The sequence below is a fragment of the Agathobaculum desmolans ATCC 43058 genome (assembly GCF_000701665.1).
GTDB classification, from domain to species: domain Bacteria; phylum Bacillota; class Clostridia; order Oscillospirales; family Butyricicoccaceae; genus Agathobaculum; species Agathobaculum desmolans.
In genome coordinates, this window is sequence record NZ_JNJN01000051.1 from 1 (window position 1) to 21507 (window position 21507).

23 protein-coding genes, 3 tRNA genes and 1 pseudogene are annotated in these 21507 nt (G+C 57.3%); 26 read left to right on the plus strand and 1 reads right to left on the minus strand.

The window, feature by feature from the left end; all coding sequences use genetic code 11:
• Positions 1-40 precede the first annotated feature (40 nt).
• Positions 41-214: pseudogene (locus T363_RS16835) on the plus strand (IS3 family transposase); the annotation flags it as partial.
• Between the two features lie 261 nt (positions 215-475).
• On the opposite strand, the gene T363_RS0111595 reads toward T363_RS16835, so the two are convergent.
• Positions 476-919 (minus strand): MarR family winged helix-turn-helix transcriptional regulator, encoded by a 444-nt coding sequence (locus tag T363_RS0111595; RefSeq protein ID WP_051643251.1) that lies wholly within the window; start codon positions 917-919, stop codon positions 476-478.
• A 520-nt stretch (positions 920-1439) separates the two neighbouring features.
• Here T363_RS0111595 and T363_RS0111600 point away from each other — a divergent pair.
• The 25 genes from T363_RS0111600 to T363_RS0111720 all read left to right on the plus strand — a co-directional run bounded on the left by T363_RS0111600 (position 1440) and on the right by T363_RS0111720 (position 21098).
• Entirely contained in the window at positions 1440-2618 is a 1179-nt protein-coding gene (locus tag T363_RS0111600; RefSeq protein WP_031476031.1) for an acyl-CoA dehydrogenase family protein, read from the plus strand.
• 47 nt (positions 2619-2665) lie between these two features.
• Positions 2666-3844 carry a CaiB/BaiF CoA transferase family protein gene (locus T363_RS0111605; RefSeq protein WP_031476033.1) on the plus strand — a complete coding sequence of 393 codons (1179 nt, stop codon included), beginning with the start codon at positions 2666-2668 and terminating at the stop codon, positions 3842-3844.
• A 48-nt stretch (positions 3845-3892) separates the two neighbouring features.
• Complete coding sequence (locus T363_RS0111610) at positions 3893-5095, plus strand: CaiB/BaiF CoA transferase family protein (RefSeq protein WP_031476035.1); 1203 nt, start codon at positions 3893-3895, stop codon at positions 5093-5095.
• Positions 5096-5206: 111 nt separating this feature from the next.
• Positions 5207-5509 (plus strand): 4Fe-4S binding protein, encoded by a 303-nt coding sequence (locus T363_RS14685; RefSeq protein ID WP_034972292.1) that lies wholly within the window; start codon positions 5207-5209, stop codon positions 5507-5509.
• Positions 5509-5922, plus strand: coding sequence for an acyl-CoA thioesterase (locus tag T363_RS0111620; protein ID WP_034972294.1), 414 nt, complete (start codon positions 5509-5511; stop codon positions 5920-5922). Before T363_RS14685 ends, T363_RS0111620 begins: the two co-directional genes overlap by 1 nt.
• 27 nt (positions 5923-5949) lie before the next feature.
• A complete protein-coding gene (locus T363_RS0111625) occupies positions 5950-7602 on the plus strand; it encodes a BCCT family transporter (RefSeq protein WP_031476039.1) in 1653 nt (550 codons plus the stop codon).
• A gap of 90 nt (positions 7603-7692) precedes the next feature.
• Positions 7693-9318, plus strand: coding sequence for a chaperonin GroEL (groL, locus tag T363_RS0111630; RefSeq protein ID WP_031476041.1), 1626 nt, complete (start codon positions 7693-7695; stop codon positions 9316-9318).
• A 369-nt stretch (positions 9319-9687) separates the two neighbouring features.
• Positions 9688-9972, plus strand: coding sequence for a DUF1294 domain-containing protein (locus tag T363_RS0111635; RefSeq protein WP_051643252.1), 285 nt, complete (start codon positions 9688-9690; stop codon positions 9970-9972).
• Positions 9969-11135, plus strand: coding sequence for a cation diffusion facilitator family transporter (locus tag T363_RS0111640; RefSeq protein ID WP_031476045.1), 1167 nt, complete (start codon positions 9969-9971; stop codon positions 11133-11135). Before T363_RS0111635 ends, T363_RS0111640 begins: the two co-directional genes overlap by 4 nt.
• A gap of 135 nt (positions 11136-11270) precedes the next feature.
• A complete protein-coding gene (locus T363_RS0111645; protein WP_031476047.1) occupies positions 11271-12542 on the plus strand; it encodes a dihydroorotase in 1272 nt (423 codons plus the stop codon).
• Between the two features lie 16 nt (positions 12543-12558).
• The gene (locus T363_RS0111650) at positions 12559-13116 is read left to right on the plus strand and encodes a GNAT family N-acetyltransferase (RefSeq protein WP_242840272.1); all 558 of its coding nucleotides are present in this window, start codon (positions 12559-12561) and stop codon (positions 13114-13116) included.
• Between the two features lie 90 nt (positions 13117-13206).
• Positions 13207-13752, plus strand: coding sequence for a stage V sporulation T C-terminal domain-containing protein (locus T363_RS0111655; protein ID WP_031476051.1), 546 nt, complete (start codon positions 13207-13209; stop codon positions 13750-13752).
• A 14-nt stretch (positions 13753-13766) separates the two neighbouring features.
• On the plus strand, positions 13767-13949 hold the full coding sequence (locus T363_RS0111660) for a hypothetical protein (RefSeq protein ID WP_031476053.1): 183 nt from the start codon (positions 13767-13769) through the stop codon (positions 13947-13949).
• Between the two features lie 343 nt (positions 13950-14292).
• Positions 14293-15684, plus strand: coding sequence for an electron transport complex subunit RsxC (rsxC, locus tag T363_RS0111665; protein ID WP_031476055.1), 1392 nt, complete (start codon positions 14293-14295; stop codon positions 15682-15684).
• Positions 15685-15699: 15 nt separating this feature from the next.
• Complete coding sequence (locus T363_RS0111670; RefSeq protein ID WP_031476057.1) at positions 15700-16704, plus strand: RnfABCDGE type electron transport complex subunit D; 1005 nt, start codon at positions 15700-15702, stop codon at positions 16702-16704.
• 1 nt (position 16705) lies between these two features.
• The gene (locus tag T363_RS0111675) at positions 16706-17290 is read left to right on the plus strand and encodes an RnfABCDGE type electron transport complex subunit G (RefSeq protein ID WP_031476059.1); all 585 of its coding nucleotides are present in this window, start codon (positions 16706-16708) and stop codon (positions 17288-17290) included.
• A gap of 15 nt (positions 17291-17305) precedes the next feature.
• Positions 17306-17956: an electron transport complex subunit RsxE gene (gene rsxE / locus T363_RS0111680; RefSeq protein WP_031476061.1), complete on the plus strand. Its 651-nt coding sequence runs from the start codon at positions 17306-17308 to the stop codon at positions 17954-17956.
• Positions 17957-18571 carry an electron transport complex subunit RsxA gene (gene rsxA, locus T363_RS0111685; RefSeq protein ID WP_099092293.1) on the plus strand — a complete coding sequence of 205 codons (615 nt, stop codon included), beginning with the start codon at positions 17957-17959 and terminating at the stop codon, positions 18569-18571.
• A gap of 20 nt (positions 18572-18591) precedes the next feature.
• The gene (locus T363_RS0111690) at positions 18592-19506 is read left to right on the plus strand and encodes an RnfABCDGE type electron transport complex subunit B (RefSeq protein WP_031476065.1); all 915 of its coding nucleotides are present in this window, start codon (positions 18592-18594) and stop codon (positions 19504-19506) included.
• Entirely contained in the window at positions 19506-19907 is a 402-nt protein-coding gene (locus T363_RS0111695; RefSeq protein ID WP_031476067.1) for a Mini-ribonuclease 3, read from the plus strand. The genes T363_RS0111690 and T363_RS0111695 overlap by 1 nt, the downstream gene beginning before the upstream one ends.
• 182 nt (positions 19908-20089) lie before the next feature.
• Positions 20090-20293: a helix-turn-helix transcriptional regulator gene (locus T363_RS0111700; protein ID WP_031476069.1), complete on the plus strand. Its 204-nt coding sequence runs from the start codon at positions 20090-20092 to the stop codon at positions 20291-20293.
• Positions 20290-20718: a hypothetical protein gene (locus tag T363_RS0111705; RefSeq protein ID WP_031476071.1), complete on the plus strand. Its 429-nt coding sequence runs from the start codon at positions 20290-20292 to the stop codon at positions 20716-20718. The genes T363_RS0111700 and T363_RS0111705 overlap by 4 nt, the downstream gene beginning before the upstream one ends.
• Positions 20719-20863: 145 nt before the next feature.
• Positions 20864-20939 (plus strand) — tRNA-Asn (locus tag T363_RS0111710).
• Between the two features lie 3 nt (positions 20940-20942).
• Positions 20943-21018, plus strand: a tRNA-Trp gene (locus T363_RS0111715).
• Positions 21019-21022: 4 nt separating this feature from the next.
• A tRNA-Thr gene (locus T363_RS0111720) sits at positions 21023-21098 on the plus strand.
• Positions 21099-21507 lie beyond the last annotated feature (409 nt).

Below are 21507 nucleotides of genomic sequence, written 5' to 3' on the forward strand. Positions count from 1 at the left end.
CGAGGCAACTATATAGTAACAGGACGAGAAATCCCTTCGCTCGGCCATTGAGAAATACATCCATTTCTACAACTACGAGCGTTTTCAGGAGCGCTTTGAAACCCGCACTCCGATGGAAGTCCGCACGGAGGCATTAAACTCCGATACTCCTGCACTGTATCCCATTCCTGAAAATAAGCGTATTCAAAAATACAAAGAAAAGTTCGCTGCATAAACAAGCTCACCGTTCCCGAAAAAGGAAACGGCGAGCATAACCGCACTATATTTTATTTATTTCTCCGGTCTACCTTGACTGGGGCGGATCACACAGAGCCTGGCTTTTGAGATTGTCGAAAATTTCGTTTTCGATTGAATTTTATAGAAGAGAACGGCACCCCTTGGGCATACTTCTCCGTTATCCTGCTGTATGCTGCCGCCTGTACTGCGGTTTGCAGGGAATCGGGATATGGTGCCGGCCGTTTCAGTGAAACGGGACTTATTCCTCGCCCAGCACCTGATAGAAGCCGTGCCACAGCTTTTCCTGAATATTTACAAGGGCACGCTGCTCCTCTTCGGAGAGCAGCTCAAATGCCGCCAGCTCGACCCGGCGCATTTCGCGGCCGATCCGCCGGCCTGCGGTCCGGCCGGATTCGGTCAGCGCGACTTCCCGGCTGCGGCGGTCGCCCTCGGAGATCGTCCGGGTGACAAGACCGCGCTTTTCCAGACTGTCCACCACGCTGGTGACCGTCTGTTTGGAAAGATACAGCTCACGGCTCAGCTCATTTTGCGACATCGGCGTGCGGTGCTTGTACAGCATGGTCAGAATATTCATAATGTTCGAGGTGACGCCGCATCGCGCGGCGATTTTATCATAGGCGGCGTCGATCCCATGCCAGCTTTTATAGTATCGGTCAAATACATCATTGCTCAAACGTTCCATTACTTCTACGGCTCCTTTAATATAAAAAATCGGCCAGCCCGCCGGCCGGGGAAAATGCGACGCGGGCGCTGTGTGCCGATCCTGCGGGAACCGTGGTTCAAGGCAGGGCTGCGGCGTGTGATAAGCTGTGTGCAGCGTTAGCAGACGGGGACAGCTTATTGATAAAATACTCAGACATTCCGATGATGGACTGATTTTACAAAAATCATCCGTTACCGGACTGGTTATCATATAATTATATATTAGGCTGTATATGCCGTCAACTACAAAAAAACAGGATCATGTGGAAAATAAGCCGCTCTTACAGAGAAAATACTGGCATGGTATCCGGGTTTCCACCGCGATGCACAAAACAGGCAGGTGGATTTTGTGTAATCATACAAAGTGCATAAAACTTTGAAAAAGGCCTTGACTTCTTTTGCCTAAGATATATAATTGAATCATCCGATAACGGACTAACTGATAACGGATAAACCGAAGTCAGACAACACGCTTTCACAAGGAGAAAGGAAGTAATCGTATGGATTTCAAACTGAGCAAAGAGCATCGCGCGCTGCAGGAAAAGGCAAGAGAGTTTACCGAGCAGGTACTGTTCCCGTACGAGATGGAGTGCGAGGAGAACAACGGCATCTCCCCCGAAACCCATAAGTACATCACCGAGCAGGTTATGAAGTGGGGCTTTAACGCGACCAACCACTCCAAGGAGCACGGCGGCGCCGGCCTGACCCTGTTTGAGCAGGCTCTGGTAAGCGAGCAGTTGGGTATGTCCACCGGCGCGATCTGGGACGCTGTTCCGCAGCCTTCCTTCCCGATGAAGTTCGGTACCCAGGAGCAGATCGATGAGTATCTGATCCCGTCCTGCCAGTGCAAGCGCCGCGACGCTTACGCCATCACCGAGGCAGACGCCGGTTCCGACCCGACCATGTGCCAGACCACTGCTGTTAAGTGCGACGGCGGCTACAAGATCAACGGCGAAAAGTGGTACGTAACCGTTGGTAACATTGCAGACTTCCTGCTCGTTCACACCCACCTCGACGGCGACCCGAACAAGGCTACCGTATTCTTCGTAGAGAAGGACGCACCGGGCGTAAGCGTAAAGCGCACCCCCGAGTTCACCCACCACTTCGCATTCAAGCACCCGGAATTCACCTTCGAGGACGTTGTTGTTGACGAGTCCAAGATCCTGAAGGGCATCGGCGAAGGCTTCAACATGACCAAGGACTGGTTCGTAGAAGCTCGTCTGGGCATCGCTGCCCGCTGCGTAGGCGGTGCTGAGCGCGTGCTGAAGGAAGCGAACGACTTTGCGGCTACCCGCGTACAGGGCGACCGCGTCATCCGCAACTATCAGGTTATCGAGCACATGCTGGTTGACATGACCATGGATATCATGGCTGCCAAGAGCCTGCTGTACCGCGTATGCTGGGAGATCTCCGGCGATATGGACCGCAAGCTGAAGCACGCTCGTGCATCCGCGATCAAGCTGTGGTGCTCTGAAATGGTTAACCGCGTAACCGATAAGGGCGTTCAGATCCTCGGCGGCCGTGGCTACATGCGTGAGAACGCGATCGAGCGTCTGTGGCGTGACCAGCGCGTTGACCGTATCTGGGAAGGCACTTCCGAGATCCAGCGCAATGTTATCGGCGGCATGATCAAGAAGCGCGGCACCGAGCTGTACACCGACTGGGCTTACGAGGAATAAGTAAAGGATTCCGTGAGGCTTGCTTCTCACAGTAATAGGAGGTAAATATGTTTCCTTTGGAAGGTATTAAAGTTCTTGACTTGATGACACTTTCCGGTTACTGCGGGATGGAACTGGCTGATTACGGAGCGGAGGTTATTAAGGTGGAATCCCCCGAGGGGGATCCCCTGAGATCGCTGGCGCCATTGAAAAATGGCGCCAGTGTTCATCATGCCTTCCGTGACCGCGGGAAGAAGAGCATTACGCTTAATCTGCAGCACCCCGAAGGGAAGGAAATTTTCAAGAAGCTGGTAGCAACGGCGGATGTTGTGCTGGAAAACTTTGCACCGAACACCATGGAGGAACTGGGGTTGGGGTATGATGTGCTGAGCGCCATCAAACCTTCCTTGGTGTACGGCCGCATTTCCGGCTACGGTTCGACCGGCGAGGGGGCGAATATGCCCCAGCTCGACCTGATCGCGCAGGCGAAGAGCGCGGTCATGCACTTTACCGGCTTCCCGGAGAACGAGCCTACCCGCATCGGCTTTGCGATTTCCGAGCGGTATGCAGCCAGCTTCCTTTCCTCTGCGATCTGTCTGGCGCTGTATCACGCCAGAGAAACCGGCGAAGGCCAGATGGTGGAAACCACGCTTTGCGGTTCGGCCATCGCCATTTCGGAGGATAAGGTCATCACCTATGGCGCAGAGCATGAGGATCCGATGCGCACCGGCAACGCACACCCGCTGATCAACCCGTATGACATCCTTAAGTGTAAGGATGGCTACGTGGCAATGGGTATTTCGTCCGATGCACAGTGGGAAAAGTTCTGTAATGCATTCAACTGTCCGAAGGAATGGACAGAAGATGAAAAATACTGCTCCAATCTGGTAAGAGGTTATCACTATTTCGGCGATCTGCGCGTTAAGCTGGAGGATCTGTTCTCTAATTATTCCATGCAGGAAATTGCCGACATCTGCGATCAGGCGCTGATCCCGGGCACGATGTGCAGCACAACCAAGGAAGCGCTGCAGCAGCCCCAGCTTCAAGTAAGAAACATGATCGTTTCCGTAAAGGATGCAGAACTCGGCGAGCTGGAAATGCCCGGCAGACCGGTCAAATTCTGCAATCAGGACGAAGAACCGCTTGCTTCTGCACCCACGGTGGGCGCGCAGAATGAAGCGCTTTATACGGCACTGGGTCTGGATCGTGCGGCCATGGACCGCCTTCAGCAGGAAGGCGTCATTTAAGCGGCCGGCGCGGATAAGCCTGAGATAACGAGTTGAGGAGAGTGAAAAATGAAGAAGAGACCTCTCGAAGGGATTAAAGTTCTTGATTTTTCTCAAGTTTTATCTGCGCCGTTCTGCGGCATGATGCTGGCAGACATGGGCGCAGAGGTGATCAAAGTCGAACGACCTGGCGCAGGCGATATTTCCCGTGAATACGGGCCGTATGTCAACGACATCAGCTTGTATTTCTGCCAGTATAACCGGGGCAAAAAAGGAATCGCTATCGATATGCGGTCGGAAGAGGGCAAAAAGGTCGTCCTCGATCTGGTCGCGCAGGTGGACGTTGTAATTGAGAACTTTAAGGCAGGTACGCTGGAAAAGCTGGGGATCGGCTACGATAAGATGCTCGAAGTTAACCCCGGCCTGATTTACGGATCGATCTCCGGCTTCGGTACATACGGTCCGTTGTCCCACCTGCCCTGTATGGACATCATCGCTGCCGCGCGAAGCGGTCTGGTCGCACAAAGCGGCGAGGCAGGCAGCGCCCCCATCAAGCCCGGCTTTTCCATGTGCGATACATGGGCCGGCCTGCAGCTGATGCGCGGCCTTTCTATGGCTCTGCTGCACAAGCAGAAAACCGGCAAGGGCCTGCGCGTGGATATCGCCATGCTGGACTGCGCATTTTATATGTGTGAAGCCTCAGTTCTGGAGCATTCGCTCACAGGCGAGTTCACCGAAAAGAGCGGCAACCACTATGTATGGTACGCCCCCTACGGTGAATTTAAGGCTAAGGACGGCAATGTGGTCATTGCGGTCAGCACGGAAGAGGAATGGGAGAGCCTCTGCCGCACGCTGGGGCTGGACGCCCTTGCCGCCGACCCGCGGTTTGCCACCAATGAGCTGCGCGTGCAAAACCGCGATGCGCTGATCGCAGAGCTGGATAAGACGACGGGTGCGATGGGACGGTATGATCTGGAAAACAAGCTCTGTGCGGCCGGTGTGCCCGCTGCTGCGGTGCAGACGCTGCGGGAGTTTGATAATAACCCGCAAACAAAATCGTTGAACGTGATCACTTCGATCCATCAGCAGGGTGTGGGCGACTATGTCGTTACCAATACGCCTATCCTTTTCAGCAAGACGCCGGTTGACCCGAACGCCTCCGCTGCCGGACATCCGGGCGAACACAGCGTCGAGATCCTGCAGGAGCTTGGCTACGGGCAGGACCGCATCGACAGTCTGCTCGCAGAGGGCGCAGTACACCAGGCAGGTTGATGGTTTGATCATGGTGTGAAATGAATGATCCATCCGATACGCACCGCCTGGTAAAACAGGGGCACGGCTGCGCAGCGGATGGATTTCATTTTATAGAAAGGGATCTTATTTGTGCAAGCTAATGAACTGATCTCGCCCGATAAGGAAAAATGTGTCCGGTGCGATGCCTGTGTGGACATCTGCCCGATGCATGTTATCCATGTGGACGAGGACGGCTATCCGCAGGCAGTGGGCAAGGCGTTCCTGACCTGCATCAACTGCGGCTATTGCGTGGATGTCTGCGCGCCCGGCGCCCTGCGTCACAGGGTACGTAAGCGTTCGGTCAATCCCACAGCCGCATTGCACGCTGCGCTCAAACGTCTGCGCGCGGCAAGAGAAAGAGATGACAAGACAAAGCGGGGAGAATCAAAGTAATGAGGAGCGATTGTTTTTTCTTCTGCCCTGTTCGTGTGCGCTTCGGTGAGGTGGACCGGCAGGGGATCGTTTACAACGGCAATTATGTGGTATATACTGATCTTGCCTTTGAAGAGTTTTTGCGCTCCAGAGGGTATTCATACCGCGAGCTGGCAGAAGAGCATGAATCTGAGGTTTGCCATCGGAAGGCAACCTATGATTTTTGTTCGAGCGCGTTCGAGGGGGATGATCTCGAGGTCGGGATCAGCAATATCCATGTCGGCAACAAAAGCTTTACAATCACCTTTGAGATATACCGAAAGGACGAGGACGAGCTGCTCGTCCGCTGTGAATCGGTATATGTCGGATATGATGTGGAAAACCGCGCAAGCCGCCCCATTACTGATTTGATGAGATCGCTTTTAACTCCGTGACGGTATAAAGAAACGGGAGGCGAAAGAATGGAAAACAATACAAAACAAAAAAAGAATTCCGATGTTGAGGTAGGCCTAATCGTTGTCAGTGTGGCAATTCTGGTAGCGTTTATCATCCTGATGATCTTCAATCCGGACGGCACGCTCAACGCGATCACCAAGTTCTTTAACATGATGATCACCGGTCTGGGACCATTCTTTGAAATTATTGCGTTTGTATCCTTTATTGTCGGTTTGTATTTATTGTTCGGCAAGTACGGCAAGGTGCGTCTGGGCAACTGCAAGCCGGAATATTCCAACTTCAGCTACTTTTCTATGATGCTGCTCGCATCACTGGCGTCTGCGGCGCTGTACTGGTCGTTCACCGAATGGGCCAGCTACTATCAGGCGCCCGGCCTTGGTATGCAGCCCGGCAGTGTGGAAGCGATCGAATCCTCCTTGGGCTATCAGTTCTTCCACTGGGGCATTGTCAACCAGTCCATGTACACGATTATGGGCGTGGCAATCGCCTACGGCGTTTATGTCCGCAAGGTGCCCTCCTTCCAGACCAGCGCAGTTTGCTGCGCGATGCTGGGCGAAAAGGCCAAGGGCAAAAGCGTGATTGGTAAAGTAATCGACTTTCTGGTTATTTTCGGCGTGCTGGGCGCGCTCAGCTCGTCGCTCGGTCTGGCGGTGCCGCTGTTTACCGGCGGCTTGAACGCGCTGTTCGGCATCCCGGTCAATGCGGTGTCGCAGGTCGGTACGATTGTATTCATTGCGATCGTGTATTCGATCACCTCCTTCCTCGGCACGAAGAAGGGCATGCAGACGATCAGCAACATTGCGTCCGTCACCTGCGTGATCTTCCTGCTGTTCGTGCTGTTTGCAGGACCGACCACCTTTATCCTGAAGAATATCGTCAACTCGTTCGGCCACATGATCGAAAAGCTGCCGCGCATGGCGCTGTTCACCGACCCGGTCAACAACACGGGCTTTGTGGAAAGCTGGACGGTATACTTCGTGGCGTTCTATCTGAACTACGTTGCTATGATGGGTATCTTCATTGCAAAGGTATCCAAGGGCAGAACCATCCGCGAGGTTGCGATGTACACCATGTTCATCATGACGGGCGGCGGCATCCTGATCTTCGGTATCAACGGCAGCTTCTCGATCTTCCAGCACCTGCACGGTCTGGTTGACGTGATCGGACTGGTTACCAGCGGCGTCGGCGACGTGGCAATTTACAGCATCCTGAAAACGCTGCCGCTCGGCTCGACCGTGCTGCCGTTCCTGATTCTGGTGCTGGTGGTCGGCTTTGTGGCGCCGTCGATGGACTCGGCTTCACTTGCACTTGCCGAAACGGTTACCAAGCGCGGCACGCCGAAAATGGCGCTGCGCATGTTCTTCTGTATTCTGCTGGCGGTCATCCCGCTGTCCATTATTCTGGTCGGCGCGGAGTTCACCGCAATCAAGAACATTGCAATTATTATTTCCGCTCCTTTCCTGATTATACTTGCGGGAACCATACTTGGTCTGTTAAAATGGTTACGGCATGATGACCGCATTGGCCTGCACGCAAAGATCGTTGCGCAGCAGGAAGCAGAGATGCGGGCGGAAGCCCTTGCAGAGGATGCGGGCGAGGTCCCGGTTCCGGAAGCAGAGGGCGAGCTGAAGGCTGTAATGGCGGAGCAATCCGAATAACAGCAGCTATATTTCGTCGGTCAGCAGGCATGCGGCAGGTTTTGCCGCGTGCCTGTTTGCTGACCGCTGTCAGGGAGATGCAAAAACACAATGGCAAGAGATTTGTACTATGGCGAGGACGCCAGAACGCGGCTGCAGGCCGGTATGGACCAGCTGGCCGATGCAGTCAAGGCAACGATCGGCCCGCGGGGCCGCAATGTGCTGGTGAGCGGGATCGGCGGCAAGCCGGTCATCACCAACGAGGCTTCGGGCGTGACCCGGGACTTTGAGCTGAGCGATATTTCGGAAAATCTGGGTGCGCAGATGCTCCGGGAGGTCGCAACCAAGACCAACGATGCCGTCGGCGACGGTACGACGACAGCGATCCTGCTGACGCAGGCGATCATCCGTGAGGGGATCAAAAATATGGCGGCCGGTGCAGACCCGATGGGGCTGCGGCGCGGCATCCACGGCGCGGTGGATGAAGTCGTGCGGTCGATCCGCGAAAGCGCATATCAGCTTGAGAAAAAAGAGGATATCGTACAGGTCGCATCTATTTCGGGTGCAGACCGGCAGACCGGCGAGATGCTGGGCGATATTATGGAGCAGGTCGGGCAGGACGGTGTGATCACCGTGGAGGAATCCAAAACCATGGAGACCCGCTTTGAGATCGTCAAGGGCAGCCAGTTTGACAAGGGATATCTTTCCGAATATATGGTGACCGACCCGGAGAAGATGACGGTTGAGATGGACGAGCCGTATCTGCTGTTCACGGATAAGAAGATCACCGATTTGCAGGATATCCTGCCAATCCTCGATCAGGTGGCGCAGCGCCGCGGGCGGCTGGTCATCGTGGCGGAGGATGTGTCCGGTGAGGCGCTCAAGGCGCTGGTCATCAACAAGATGCAGGGCACGATCGAGGTAGCAGCGGTACGCGCCCCCGGCTTCGGCGACCGTAAAAAGGCGCTGGTCGAGGAGCTGGCGCTGCTGACCGGCGCAACCGTGGTGCGCGAGGAGACCGGATTTATCCTGCGCGATGCGACTATGGATATGCTGGGCCGCGCGGAAAAGGTCACCATCACCAAGGATCGTACGGTAATCGCCGGCGGTGCAGGCGATAAGGACGCGATTCAGGCCGAGATCGAAAAGCTGCGCCGTCAGCTGGCGGATGCGAAGGATGAATTTGCAGTAGACCGCGCGCGGGAGCGGCTGGGCAAGCTGGCAGGCGGCGTGGCGGTGATCCGCGTGGGCGCAGCCTCCGAGCTGGAGCTGAAGGATAAAAAGGCGCGGTTGGAAAACGCGATGCACGCGGTGCGTGCTGCGCTGGCGGAGGGTATCGTAGCCGGCGGCGGTGTGGCCTTCTGCAATGCGATCCCGGCGGTGCAGGCCTATGCTGCGGCGCATGAGGGCGACGAGCGCGTGGGTGCACAGATCGTGGAGCATGCGCTGTATGCGCCGTTCCGTCAGATCGTGGAGAATGCGGGCATCGATGGCGATGTGGCTGCGGCAGAGGCCGCGGGGCGCGGCGCCGACTTCGGCATGGATGTAACCACCGGCGAATATGTGGATATGGTTCGGGCGGGGATTGTCGATCCGGCCAAGGTTGTCCGTCTGGCGTTGGAAAACGCCGCCTCCATGGCTTCGGTGTTCCTTACCACCGAAGCGAATGTGATCGATCCTAAGGACGAGGCATGGCTGCGCGCCCAGATGGCTGCCGGCCGCAGCCCGTTTGCATAATTTTCTATTGGCTGCGCGTTGTCGCGCGAAGAACTTTTCCGATAAACTGAGGGGTGCGCTTGTGCGCACCCCTCAGTCTGTTCAAAAGCGTTTTACCAATGAGTATACGTGATACGCGCGGCAGCGCATCCAATAGAAAACGGCAGCAAGCTGCCATTTTCATAAAAACCGCGACCGGTGCGTAGGTTTTTTATACCAGATGACGGAAAATTGCGACAAAAGGGCGCGGTTCGCAGTCGCAAATTCGATCGAAAGCGTGGTTTCGATCGAGAGATTGTTAGCACCGGCTATTTTTCCGGCGGAAATTTGCATTGGGCAGTGGGCTGTGATAAAATGAAATGGCATTTCGCAAGGGGAGGTATGCCGCGGATGCAGGGTGTCATATATTATTTTATTGCGGTCAGTGTGATCGGCGCGGCGGTCTGCCTGTATGACAAGGGGGCAGCGGCGCACGGATGGGCGCGCGTGCCCGAGCGCACGCTGTTTTTCTGGGCACTGGTCGGCGGCGGGCCGGGCGTGTACCTGACGATGCTGCTCATCCGCCATAAAACGCTGCACCGCAGCTTTATGATTGGGATTCCGGCGATCATGATATTACAAATTGTAATCATTGCGGGAATATATAATATTTTGTATACGAGGGGATTGTTATGACCAAAACGCTGATCCGCCTGTTTGTGCGGGATGCGGAAAATACACGGGATGTACGCGTGCGGGAGCGGTATGGCGTGCTTTCGGGTGCGGTTGGGATCGCCTGCAACGTGCTGCTGTTCGCGCTCAAGCTGGTGATCGGCCTGCTGACCGGTTCGATTTCGATTGCGGCGGATGCGTTCAACAATCTGTCGGACGGTCTTTCCTGCCTGATCTCGATCGTGGGCTTTAAGGTGGCAGGCAAGGAGCCGGACGCCAAGCATCCGTTCGGCTATGGCCGCACGGAATATATTGCGGGTTTGGTAGTATCGTTTATTATTGTGCTGGTGGGTTTTGAGTTTCTGAAAACCTCGGTCGGACGGATATTGCACCCTGCGCCGGTGGCGTTTTCCTGGGTACTGATGGCGATTTTGGCGGTATCCATGCTGGTCAAGCTGTGGATGGGTGCATTTAATGTGCAGATCGGCCGGCGGATCGACTCCCCGGTGCTGATGGCGGCCGGGCAGGACAGCCGCAATGACGTGATCACGACCGGCGTGGTCATGATCGGCATGATTGCGGGGCGTTTCACACCGCTGCCGGTGGATGGCTATATCGGTGTGCTGGTGGCGCTGTTCATCGTGTGGGCGGGCATTGGGATCGCGCGCGACACCGTCGCGCCGCTGCTCGGAGAAGCGGCCGATCCCGAAATTGCCGAGCACATCGGGCAGATCGTGATGGATTCCCCCTACATCGTCGGGGTGCACGATCTGATCGTGCACAATTACGGCGCGGGCCGGTCGCTGGCTTCACTGCACGCCGAGGTGCCGAGTGATTCGGACTTTGTTGCCGTGCATGAGGTGATCGATGAGGCGGAAAAGCGCGTCTGGCAGCAGACCGGCGTGTATGTTGTCATCCACATGGATCCGATCGATGTCAACAACGCCCATGTAGCGGCACTGCGTGAGCAGGTGGATCACGTGCTGCGTGAGATCGACGAAAACCTCTCCATGCACGATTTCCGCGTGGTGGACGGGGCGCGGCAGATCAACCTGATTTTTGATGTGGTCGTGCCGTTCAGCTATGGCAACGAGGCAAAGCGTGATTTGATGATGATAATTCGTGATAAATTAAAAGAAATTGACGAACGGTATAATCCTGTCGTCACGTTTGACCACCATATGTAAAGCCGTCGGCTGCGGAAGGCGTGTGCCTGATCCGCAGCCGCTTTGTATTTGCAGACCGGATGGTGCTGCGCGTAGACAGCCGCCTGCCTTTTGTGATACACTGAACCTATTGAAACCAAAAACGGAGGGATAACCATGCTGCTGATTCAAAACGGACGGGTACTCGACCCGTATACGGATACGGATGCGCCGCGCGATGTGCTGATCGGAGAGGACGGTGTGATCACGCAGGTTGCGGAGCGGATCGAGGCGCCCGCGGGCTGCACGGTATACGATGCCGCCGGGCTGACGGTCTCGCCCGGCTTTGTGGATGGGCATGTGCATTTCCGCGATCCGGGGCAGACGCAGAAGGAAGATGTACTGACCGGCGCGGCGGCGGCGGCGAACGGCGGCTACGCCACGGTCATCTGCATGGCAAATACGCTGCCCACCTGTGATACGCCAGAAACCATCGCCTATGTGACCGAAAAGGCGAAGAACTGCCCGGTGGAGGTATTGCAGGCCGGCGCGGTGACATACGGACTGAAAGGGGAGCGTTTGACCGATTTTGCCGCGCTGCGGGCGGCGGGCGCGCCCTGCCTGACCGACGATGGCATCAACCTGACAAGCGCGGGGCTGTGCCGCACGGCAATGGAGCAGGCCGCGGCGCAGGGGATGCTGCTTTCCTTCCATGAGGAGGAGCCGTCGCTCGTCCCCTCGCCGGGCGTGAATTACGGCTCGGCGGCAGCGCAGGCGCTCGGTGTGCCGGGCGCGATGGTGAGCGCGGAGACCGCGATGATCGCGCGCGATATCGCGCTGGCGCTGGATACCGGGGCGCGGGTGCTGTTCCAGCATGTCAGCGCGGCACAGTCGGCGGCGCTCATTCGGGCGGGCAAGCAGCTCGGCGCGCGGATCTATGCGGAGGTTACGCCGCACCATCTGGCGCTGACCGAGGACGATGTGCTGCGTCACGGCACCTATGCGCGCATGAATCCGCCGCTGCGCACCGAAGCCGACCGGCAGGCGCTGATCGAGGCGCTGGCGGACGGCACGATCGACATGATCGCCACCGACCATGCGCCGCACACGGCGGAGGAAAAGGCGCGGGAATTTGCCAAAGCGCCTTCGGGCATCACCGGACTGGAAACGGCGTTTTCGGTTTGTAATACCGCGCTGGTGCAGACCGGCCGTTTGACCCCCATGCAGCTCATCCGGCGGATGAGCCAGGCGCCGGCGGAGATTTACGGACTGACCGGCCGCGCGGTCGTTCCGGGGCATTTTGCACGGCTGGTGCTGCTCGACTGGACGGGCGAAAAGGTTTATACGGACTACCGCTCCAAGGCGGTGAATACGCCGTTTACCGGCATGCCGCTGACCGGTGCGCCGCGCGCCGTCGTGACCGGCGGCCGTGTGACCGTATGCGGATAAAAGGGGAGAGTGTACTATGATGGAGTTGAGCCGACTGACCGATGACCGGAGCGAGCTGTTCGCCCGGGCAATGGCGCTGTATGGGAACAGCTTTCCAGTGCACGAGCAACGGGAGCCGGCGTCCCAGCGGCGCTGTATGGCGCTGCCTGATTATCATTTTGACCTGATTTGGGATGAAGACCGCTGGGCGGGCGAGATCCTTTACTGGGAAACCGAGGATTTCCTCTATGTGGAGCACTTCTGCACGGTGCCGGAGGTGCGCGGACAGGGCTGCGGCCGCCGCGCGCTGGACTGCCTGTTCCGCAAAGGCAAAACCGTGATTTTGGAGATCGACCCGCCGGAGGACGCGCTTTCCGTGCGGCGCAAGGGCTTTTACGAGCGGGCGGGGTTTGCGGTCAACCGGTTTGCACATGTGCACCCGCCCTATCACGCGGGATATGCGGGGCATGCGCTGGTCGTGCTGTCGTGGCCGCAGGCGCTGACCGAGCAGGACTACCGGCGGTTTGATGCGTATCTGCGTGGCCGCGTGATGCATCATTGCTTTGCAGCAGATGCGGTAAACGGCGGCAAGTGAAAAAATTGCCAGTGCTGCGGCTACATAATTAACCGGCGCAAAGTCATACTACCTCCATAACCAGAAATTCCGTATGGGAGGGAACCGTAAATGAAAGCAACCGGCATTGTACGCCGCATTGACGATCTGGGTCGTGTCGTGATCCCGAAGGAGATCCGCCGCACCCTGCGTATCCGCGAGGGCGACCCGCTGGAGATATTTACCGACCGCGACGGCGAAGTGATTTTCAAAAAGTATTCCCCGATGGGGGAGCTGGGCGCGGTGGCGGCCGAGCTGGCCGAGGCACTGGCGCGCACAGCGGGGATGAGCTGTGCCATCTGCGACCGTGACGCGGTGATCGCTGCGGCGGGCGGCGCGAAAAAGGAGATTTTGGAGAAGAGTATTTCTGCCGGGCTGGAGCAGATGATGGAGCAGCGCGTCACCTACGAGCGGGAAACCGGTGGGGAAGAGCAGGAGCTGACCGTGTCGGCAAACGATGCGTATCACGTAGTCACGGCGGTGCCCGTGCTGACCGAGGGAGACGTGAGCGGCTGCGTTGCGTTTGTCAGCGAGGATGAGAACGCCGCTGCAACCGAGGTTACGGTTAAGCTGTGCCAGAGCGCCGCGCAGTTTCTGGCGCGCCGCGCCGCTGTGTAAGGGGGCGGGGGAGGATGCCGAAAAAGTACCGCCGCCGCCCGCAGGGAGCGGGGTTTCCGCAGTATGATGATGCCGCGCATATTGATTCCGCGGCAGTCGCGCCGCCGCAGCCCGCCGGGGCACAGGAGGGGCTGCGGGGAGATCCGGCTGCGACCGCCTATACCGAACAGTACTGTACCCCGCCGCGCAAGAAGTGAACCCATACGGGTCGGACAGCGTTCCGGACGGCATCTGCCGTGCCGGGGCGCTGCTTTTTTCGGCAGGGGCGGGACGGTGCAGCAAACGGGACGGGTTGGTTTCTTCGCGGTTTGTTTACAAAGCGGGTAGATAAAATACCCATTAAATATTCAAGCTGAACAATTTTTTTTGTATTTTGAGCAAATTTTTTGTGTTTTGGGCTTGCTTATTGGGGGTGGAAAACAGTATAATCTACTTTGTAAGGCTATGCGCAAATAGTCTGACATTTTATTATCAAAGATGGAGCGGCACCTCCTTCCGGTGCAGGCTCTTCTTGTGCAAAAAAACAGAGAGGTGAAAAACATGGTGTATTCGTTCCGTGGCGGCATTCACCCCGGTACCCACGCAGATCCGGGTTACAAGGCCGCGACAAACACCAAGCCGATCGAGAAGCTGGCACTGCCCGATGAGGTCATCCTGCCGGTCTCCATGCACATCGGCGCCCCGGCGAAGCCGATCGTTTCGGTCGGTGATACCGTGGATCTGGGACAGCCCATTGCGGAAGCCGGCGGCTTTGTCAGCGCGCCCGTGCACGCAACGGTGTCCGGTAAGGTGAAGGCCGTTGAACCGCGCCTGCACCCGAACGGCAGCAAGGTACTGTCCGTCGTGATCGAAAACGATGGGGAGGACCGCCTGCACGAGTCCGTGCATCCGTATGACTTCGCTTCCATGTCGAACGAGGAGCGCATCGAGTGCATCCGTTCGGCTGGTATCGTCGGTCACGGCGGCGCGACCTTCCCGACCCACGTCAAGATCCAGTCGGGTATCGGCAAGTGCGACACGGTCATCATCAACGCGGCGGAGTGCGAGCCGTACATAACGAGCGACCACCGCCTGCTGCTCGAGCGTCCGGAGGAAGTCATCGGCGGCCTGAAGATGCTGGCGGACATTATGGGCGTGCAGACTGCGATCATCGCAATCGAGGAAAACAAGTCGGATACCTTCCCGGGGATCGAGAAGCTGATCGCGGACGATCCGCGCCTGAAGCTGTATCCCCTCAAGTGTAAGTATCCGCAGGGCGCGGAAAAGCAGCTCATCAACGCCTGCACCGGCCGCGAGGTCCCCTCGGGCAAGCTGCCGGCGGACGCTGGCTGCGCCGTGTTCAACGTGGATACCGCAGGTGCGGTATATCGCCGCTTTACGACCGGTATGCCGGTCATCCGCCGTATCGTTACGGTGTCGGGCTCGGCAGTTGCAGAGCCGAAGAACCTTGAGGTCCGCATCGGCACGCAGGTGGAAAAGCTGATCGATGCATGCGGCGGCTTCAAGGAAGCGCCGAACAAGCTGCTGATGGGCGGCCCGATGATGGGTGTGGCACAGTTCTCGCTCGAGATCCCGATCTTCAAGGGCACCAACGCCTTCCTGTGCTTTGCCGGCGAGGAGGATAAGCGCGTAGCCGATCCCCAGTGCATCCGCTGCGGCAAGTGCATCAACGCCTGCCCGATGCACCTGCTGCCGGTTTACATGAACGTATACGGCAAGAAGGGCGATCTGGACAATGCGGTGGAGTGCGGCATGATGGACTGCATCGAGTGCGGCTCGTGCGCCTATGTTTGCCCGGCCCGTATTCCGCTGGTGGCGCAGTTCCGCCTGACCAAGGGCAAGATCCAGGCCAAGCGCATGGCGGATAAGGCCAAGGCGGATGCCGAAAAGGCCAAGGCGGAGGCAGATAAGGCCGCTGCCGAAAAGAAGTAAGGAGGGGAAACGAAAATGTATGATCTGAGTAAAGTCGTCGTCACCTCCTCACCCCATATCAAGGCGGATGACGATACCCGCAGCCTGATGCTGGACGTGCTGATCGCACTGCTGCCGGCGCTCTGCGTTGCGGTATACACCTTCGGCCCGCGCGCCCTCGTGCTGACCGTGGTCTCCATGGCGTCCTGCGCTGTGTTTGAAACGATTTATAACAAGCTGGTCGGGCATCCGAACACGGTAGGCGATCTGTCCTGCTTGGTTACCGGTATGCTGATCGCATTCAACGTGCCGGTATCTGCCCCGTGGTGGATGCTGGTGTTCGGTTCGCTGTTCGGCATCATCATCGTTAAGATGCTGTTCGGCGGCATCGGCAAAAACTTTATGAACCCGGCGCTTGGTGCGCGTGCGTTCATGATGGCCTCTTGGGCCGGCCTGATGACCACTTGGACCGTGCCGCACGCCGAGCTGCCGCTGTTCGGCAGCGTGACCGTGACCGACGCGATCTCCACCGCGACCCCGCTGGCCGCGCTGAAGACGGGGGCGCTCCCGGCGGACGCAGGCGTGCTGGAAATGCTGCTCGGCCAGACCGGCGGCGTTATCGGCGAGACTTCCGCGCTGGCGCTGTTGGCCGGCGGCGCTTACCTGCTGTGGCGCAAGGTTATCACCATCAATATCCCGGCGGCGTACATCCTGACCGTTGCGGTCATCACGTTCCTGTTCCCGATGGGCGACGTATCCCGCGTGCAGTGGATGCTCAGCCAGGTGCTTTCCGGCGGCCTGATGCTCGGCGCGATCTTTATGGCGACCGACTATGTCACCAGCCCGGTCACCCCCAAGGGACAGATCATCTTCGGCGTAGGCTGCGGCCTGCTGACCGTGTTCATCCGTTACTTCGGCGGCCTGCCGGAGGGCGTTTCGTACTCGATCCTGATCATGAACACGCTGGTTTGGGCGATCGACAAGGCGACCCATCCGCGCAAGTTCGGTTACGCGCTGGATAAGAAGAAGGAGGCACAGTAATATGGATAGCAGCAAAAAGGGCGGCGGCATTATGATGCTGGTCGTCGTACTGGGCCTGATCACCTTTGTCTGCGCGCTTTTGCTTGGCGTCATCAACGATGTGACCAAGGACAAGATCGAGCAGAACAACATCGATAAGCGCAACGCCGCAATGGCGGAGATCATCCCGGATGCGGAGTTTGCCGATGTAGAGGTCGCCGCGGAATGGACGGCCCCGGCCGATAAGAACCAGCCGGTCGTTTCCGGTGTTTATGAAGCGGTCAAGGGCGGCGAGCACGCAGGCTACTGCGTACAGGTTGAGCCGAAGGGCTTCGGCGGCGCACTGACGCTGATCGTCGGCATCAATGCGGACGGCACGGTTGCCGGCGCAAAGGTGACCGCGCATGCGGAGACCCCGGGCCTTGGCGCAAAGGCGCAGGCTGACGCGGCCTGGATCGGCCAGTATGCCGGCCAGCCGGCGGACGGCTCGCTTGCCGTTACCAAGGACGGCGGCACGATCAATGCCATCACCGGCGCTACCATCACCTCGCGCGCGGTTACGCTGGGCGTGAATACCGCAGCAAGCTGCGTGGCAAGTCTGGGTTAAGGAGGAAGGGCCAACATGAAATTTTCTGAACAACTGAAAGCGGGCGTCATCCTCGACAACCCGGTATTTATGCAGACCATCGGCCTGTGTCCGGCGCTGGCGACCACGACCTCGCTGTCCAATGCCATCGGCATGGGCGTTGCAGCCACCGTCGTTCTGGTGTGCTCGAACGTCGTTATTTCGGCGCTGCGCAAGTTCATTCCGGATAAGATCCGTATCGCCTGCTTTATCACCATTATCGCAACCTTTGTTACCATGATCGATCTGGCGCTGCAGGCGTTTGTGCCGGCTCTGGCGGCATCCCTCGGCCTGTTCCTGCCGCTGATCGTTGTTAACTGCATCATCCTCGGCCGTGCCGAGGCGTACGCTTCCAAAAACAAGGTGCTCCCCTCCGCGCTGGACGGCGTGTGCATGGGTCTGGGCTTTACCTTTGCGCTGGTGCTGATGGGCTTCTTCCGTGAGCTGCTCGGCGCGGGCACCATCATGGCCGGCCTGTCCGACCTGCTGCCCTTCCTGTCGGGCATCATCCCGTCCGCAGGCTTTGCCGTTCCCGGTCTGAGCGCCAACCCGGCGGTTATGATGATCCTGCCGGCCGGCGGCTTCCTGATGATGGGTTTCATTTTTGCGGCACTGCAGAAGATCATGGCCGGAAAGGAGGACAAGTAAATGGCATTCGCGTTTCCTGATGCAATGAGCCTTACAGAGGTTCTGTCGCTTGCAGTAGCGGCGGTATTGGTCAACAACTACATCCTTGTCCAGTTCCTGGGCTGCTGTTCGTTCTTCGGCGTATCCAAAAAGACGGATACCGCGGTCGGCATGGGCATGGCGGTTATCTTCGTTATGGCGCTGGCCAGCGCGGTTTCGTGGGCTGTCTGGTACTTTATCCTCAAGCCGCTCGGTCTGGAATATATGCAGACCATCGCGTTCATTCTGGTTATCGCAACGCTCGTACAGTTTGTTGAGATGTTCATGAAAAAGGCGATGCCCGCGCTGTACTCCGCGCTCGGCATCTTCCTGCCGCTGATCACCACCAACTGTGCGGTACTCGGCGCGGCGATCTCGAACATCGACAACGGCTATTCGTTCATCGGCTCGATGGTTTACGGCGTAGGCGCCGGTGTGGGCTACACGCTGGCGATCGTGCTGTTTGCTTCCATCCGTGAGCGGCTGGATGCAACGGCACAGTGCCCCAAGTGCTTTGAAGGCTTCCCGATCGCGCTGATTTCCGCGGCGCTGCTCGCAATGTCCTTCATGGGCTTCTCCGGCCTGTCGATCTGGTAAGCAAGGGGGAAATATAACAAATGAATATGAATATCATTGCAGCGGTCGCCGTCCTGTTTGTCATGGGCGTCGTATTTGCGATCCTGCTCGGCATCGCGGCCAAGGTGTTCGCGGTCGAGGTGGACGAGCGCGTGCCGCTGGTTCGTGAGTGCCTGCCGGGTGCAAACTGCGGCGGCTGCGGCTATCCGGGCTGCGACGGTCTGGCGGCTGCCATTGTGGACGGCTCCGCGCCGGTTAACGGCTGCCCGGTCGGCGGCGCGGCGGCTGCGGAAAAAATCGCAGAGGTTATGGGTGTAGCGGTAGAAGCAGGCGAGCGCAAGGTAGCGCACGTGTACTGCAACGGCGGCTGCAATGCGGTGGACAAAACGGTTTACGAAGGCCTGCAGGACTGCACCGCTGCCATGCGTGTAGCGGGCGGCCCCAAGGCGTGCGCATACGGCTGCATGGGTCTTGGCTCCTGTGTGGCGGCCTGTGCGTTTGACGCGATCCACATTGTGGACGGCGTGGCCAAGGTGGATACCGACAAGTGTGTGGCCTGCGGCAAGTGCGTAGAGGCTTGCCCGAAGCACCTGATCAATCTGGTTCCCGAGTCCAAGAAGGTACACGTTAACTGCGTGAACAAGGATAAGGGCCCGGATGTGATGAAGGTCTGCTCCAATGGCTGCATCGGCTGCAAGATGTGCGAAAAGACCTGCCCGTTTGATGCGATCCATGTGATCGACGGCGTGGCTAAGATCGATTACGACAAGTGCAGAAGCTGCAAGATGTGCGCTAAAGCCTGCCCGAAGGGCTGCATCGAGCCGATCCCGACGGAAGAGGAGAAGGCAAAGTTCAAGGAGATGCAGGCAAAGAAGGCGGCTGCCGCCAAGGCCAAGGCAGAGGCGGAAAAGGCCGCGGCGGAAGCGCCCAAGGCCGAAGCTGCTGAGGACAAGTAATGGATTATCTGCATCCCAAGCTGGATGACGCTGCTATCGCCCGCATGTCGAGCCTTGCGCTCGCCCATGTGGGCGATGCCGTTTATGAGGTGCTGGTGCGCTCTTATCTGGCCTGCAGCGGCACGCAGACGGCGAAAAACCTGCACAGCCGCACGATCGCGCTGGTGCGGGCCTCGGCGCAGGCGGAGGCGATACAGCGCATCCTGCCCCTGCTTACTGAGGAGGAGCAGGAGATATACCGTCACGGCCGTAACGCCAAGCCTAAAACCGTGCCCAAATCGGCATCGGTGGCGGAATACGCACACGCGACTGCACTGGAAGCGCTGTTCGGCTGGCTGTATCTCAAGCAGCGGTATGAGCGCATCAACCTGCTGTTCGGCGTGATCGCGCAGGATTTTTGAAACGGCCGGAAACGGTGCATTGCGGACGGATGTTCGCAGCATCCTGTTTCGGCGAGCAGAAAAGAACGTCCATAGGGGCGTTCTTTTTTATAGGCAAAATGGAAAGTAAGCTTGACATTTTGCGTGAAGATGCTATACTGTGGATATGGAAAGCAAGCTTTCCATTAGAAGGAGGGGATCGGTTGAAAAACCGTTTGGAGGAGCTGCGCAAGGCTCGTGGTATCCGGCAGGAAGAACTGGCGGACGCGCTTGGGGTTTCACGGCAGACGATCGGTTCATTGGAAAACGGACGGTATAATCCATCCATCCTGCTGGCCTTTAAGCTGGCGCGATATTTTAACAGGCAAATTGAAGATATTTTTATTTACGAGGAGGAGAGCATATGAAACGCAGCACACAAATTGCATTGACTTTGCTGGGCGCGGGGATGGTGGGCACAGGGATCTGGCTGATCAAAGCGGTACCCGATCCGCAGGGAGTGATGCGCGCGCTGCCGTTTCTGCTGGCGGGCTTTGGCAGCGGCATATTTGGGCATGGGATGGGGGAATGGATCGCCCGAAAGGCTGCGCAGGCCGATCCGTCGCTGGCGCGGCAGATCGAGATTGAGCAGAAGGATGAGCGCAATATTATGATCGGAAATATGGCAAAAGCCAAAGCATTTGATATGATGACATATGTGTTTGGGATGGTCATGGTCAGCTTTGCGATCATGAATGAGTCCGTGCTGATGGTATTGGCACTGCTGATCTGCTATCTGCTGGTGCAGGGCTATGCGATTTACTGCCGCTTCCGTCTGGAAAAGGAGCTGTAAGACGGCTGCATCGGCGGGTGGTCTGCGGCGGCTGCCCGCCGGTGTATAAATTTCCATGAATTCTTTCAAATCCCTATTGACAAGTGGACAGAAAGCGCGATATAATGTTTAGGCAAACTGCAAAAGAAGTACCAGCATTGTACATTCCTCAATAGCTCAGTCGGTAGAGCATGCGGCTGTTAACCGCAGGGTCGTTGGTTCGAGTCCAACTTGAGGAGCCACACAGGGGTATAGCTCAGCTGGTAGAGCATCGGTCTCCAAAACCGAGTGCCGTGGGTTCGATCCCTACTGCCCCTGCCATTTTGCTGCTGTAGCTCAGTAGGTAGAGTGCATCCTTGGTAAGGATGAGGTCACCGGTTCAAATCCGGTCAGCAGCTCCAAAAACAGCACCTGTTTTTACGGGTGCTGTTTTTCTTTTCGTGCAGAGGGAAGGATCGAATGGGGGGGAGGAAAAGGATTGAGATAAAAATCCTCGAAAAAAGTCAAAAAACAGTTGACAATGCGGGGGAGGAGGAGTATACTAAATGAGCTGTCCCGGAAGGGGCGGCGGCCCGGAAAAAAGATTTGGAAAAAACGAAAAAAGTTGTTGACAAATCCGGAACGGGCTGATATACTGAATAGGCTGCTTCAAAAAGAGGCGGCGGTCAGAAAAGTTCGAAAAACGGCAGGAAAGCTTCGGAAATCTTGAAAAAAGATTGAAAAAAGTTCTTGACAAAACGAACTGAGTATGATAAACTAAGAAAGCTGCCAACGCAGCGGATTGTACCTTGTAAATTAAACAACGAAAAA

Coding starts and splice junctions, on each gene's coding strand:
- T363_RS0111595 (WP_051643251.1), bottom strand. CDS start 919: ATGGAACGTTTGAGCAATGATGTATTTGACCGATACTATAAAAGCTGG.
- T363_RS0111600 (WP_031476031.1), top strand. CDS start 1,440: ATGGATTTCAAACTGAGCAAAGAGCATCGCGCGCTGCAGGAAAAGGCA.
- T363_RS0111605 (WP_031476033.1), top strand. CDS start 2,666: ATGTTTCCTTTGGAAGGTATTAAAGTTCTTGACTTGATGACACTTTCC.
- T363_RS0111610 (WP_031476035.1), top strand. CDS start 3,893: ATGAAGAAGAGACCTCTCGAAGGGATTAAAGTTCTTGATTTTTCTCAA.
- T363_RS0111620 (WP_034972294.1), top strand. CDS start 5,509: ATGAGGAGCGATTGTTTTTTCTTCTGCCCTGTTCGTGTGCGCTTCGGT.
- T363_RS0111625 (WP_031476039.1), top strand. CDS start 5,950: ATGGAAAACAATACAAAACAAAAAAAGAATTCCGATGTTGAGGTAGGC.
- groL (WP_031476041.1), top strand. CDS start 7,693: ATGGCAAGAGATTTGTACTATGGCGAGGACGCCAGAACGCGGCTGCAG.
- T363_RS0111635 (WP_051643252.1), top strand. CDS start 9,688: ATGCAGGGTGTCATATATTATTTTATTGCGGTCAGTGTGATCGGCGCG.
- T363_RS0111640 (WP_031476045.1), top strand. CDS start 9,969: ATGACCAAAACGCTGATCCGCCTGTTTGTGCGGGATGCGGAAAATACA.
- T363_RS0111645 (WP_031476047.1), top strand. CDS start 11,271: ATGCTGCTGATTCAAAACGGACGGGTACTCGACCCGTATACGGATACG.
- T363_RS0111650 (WP_242840272.1), top strand. CDS start 12,559: ATGATGGAGTTGAGCCGACTGACCGATGACCGGAGCGAGCTGTTCGCC.
- T363_RS0111655 (WP_031476051.1), top strand. CDS start 13,207: ATGAAAGCAACCGGCATTGTACGCCGCATTGACGATCTGGGTCGTGTC.
- T363_RS0111660 (WP_031476053.1), top strand. CDS start 13,767: ATGCCGAAAAAGTACCGCCGCCGCCCGCAGGGAGCGGGGTTTCCGCAG.
- rsxC (WP_031476055.1), top strand. CDS start 14,293: ATGGTGTATTCGTTCCGTGGCGGCATTCACCCCGGTACCCACGCAGAT.
- T363_RS0111670 (WP_031476057.1), top strand. CDS start 15,700: ATGTATGATCTGAGTAAAGTCGTCGTCACCTCCTCACCCCATATCAAG.
- T363_RS0111675 (WP_031476059.1), top strand. CDS start 16,706: ATGGATAGCAGCAAAAAGGGCGGCGGCATTATGATGCTGGTCGTCGTA.
- rsxE (WP_031476061.1), top strand. CDS start 17,306: ATGAAATTTTCTGAACAACTGAAAGCGGGCGTCATCCTCGACAACCCG.
- rsxA (WP_099092293.1), top strand. CDS start 17,957: ATGGCATTCGCGTTTCCTGATGCAATGAGCCTTACAGAGGTTCTGTCG.
- T363_RS0111690 (WP_031476065.1), top strand. CDS start 18,592: ATGAATATGAATATCATTGCAGCGGTCGCCGTCCTGTTTGTCATGGGC.
- T363_RS0111695 (WP_031476067.1), top strand. CDS start 19,506: ATGGATTATCTGCATCCCAAGCTGGATGACGCTGCTATCGCCCGCATG.
- T363_RS0111705 (WP_031476071.1), top strand. CDS start 20,290: ATGAAACGCAGCACACAAATTGCATTGACTTTGCTGGGCGCGGGGATG.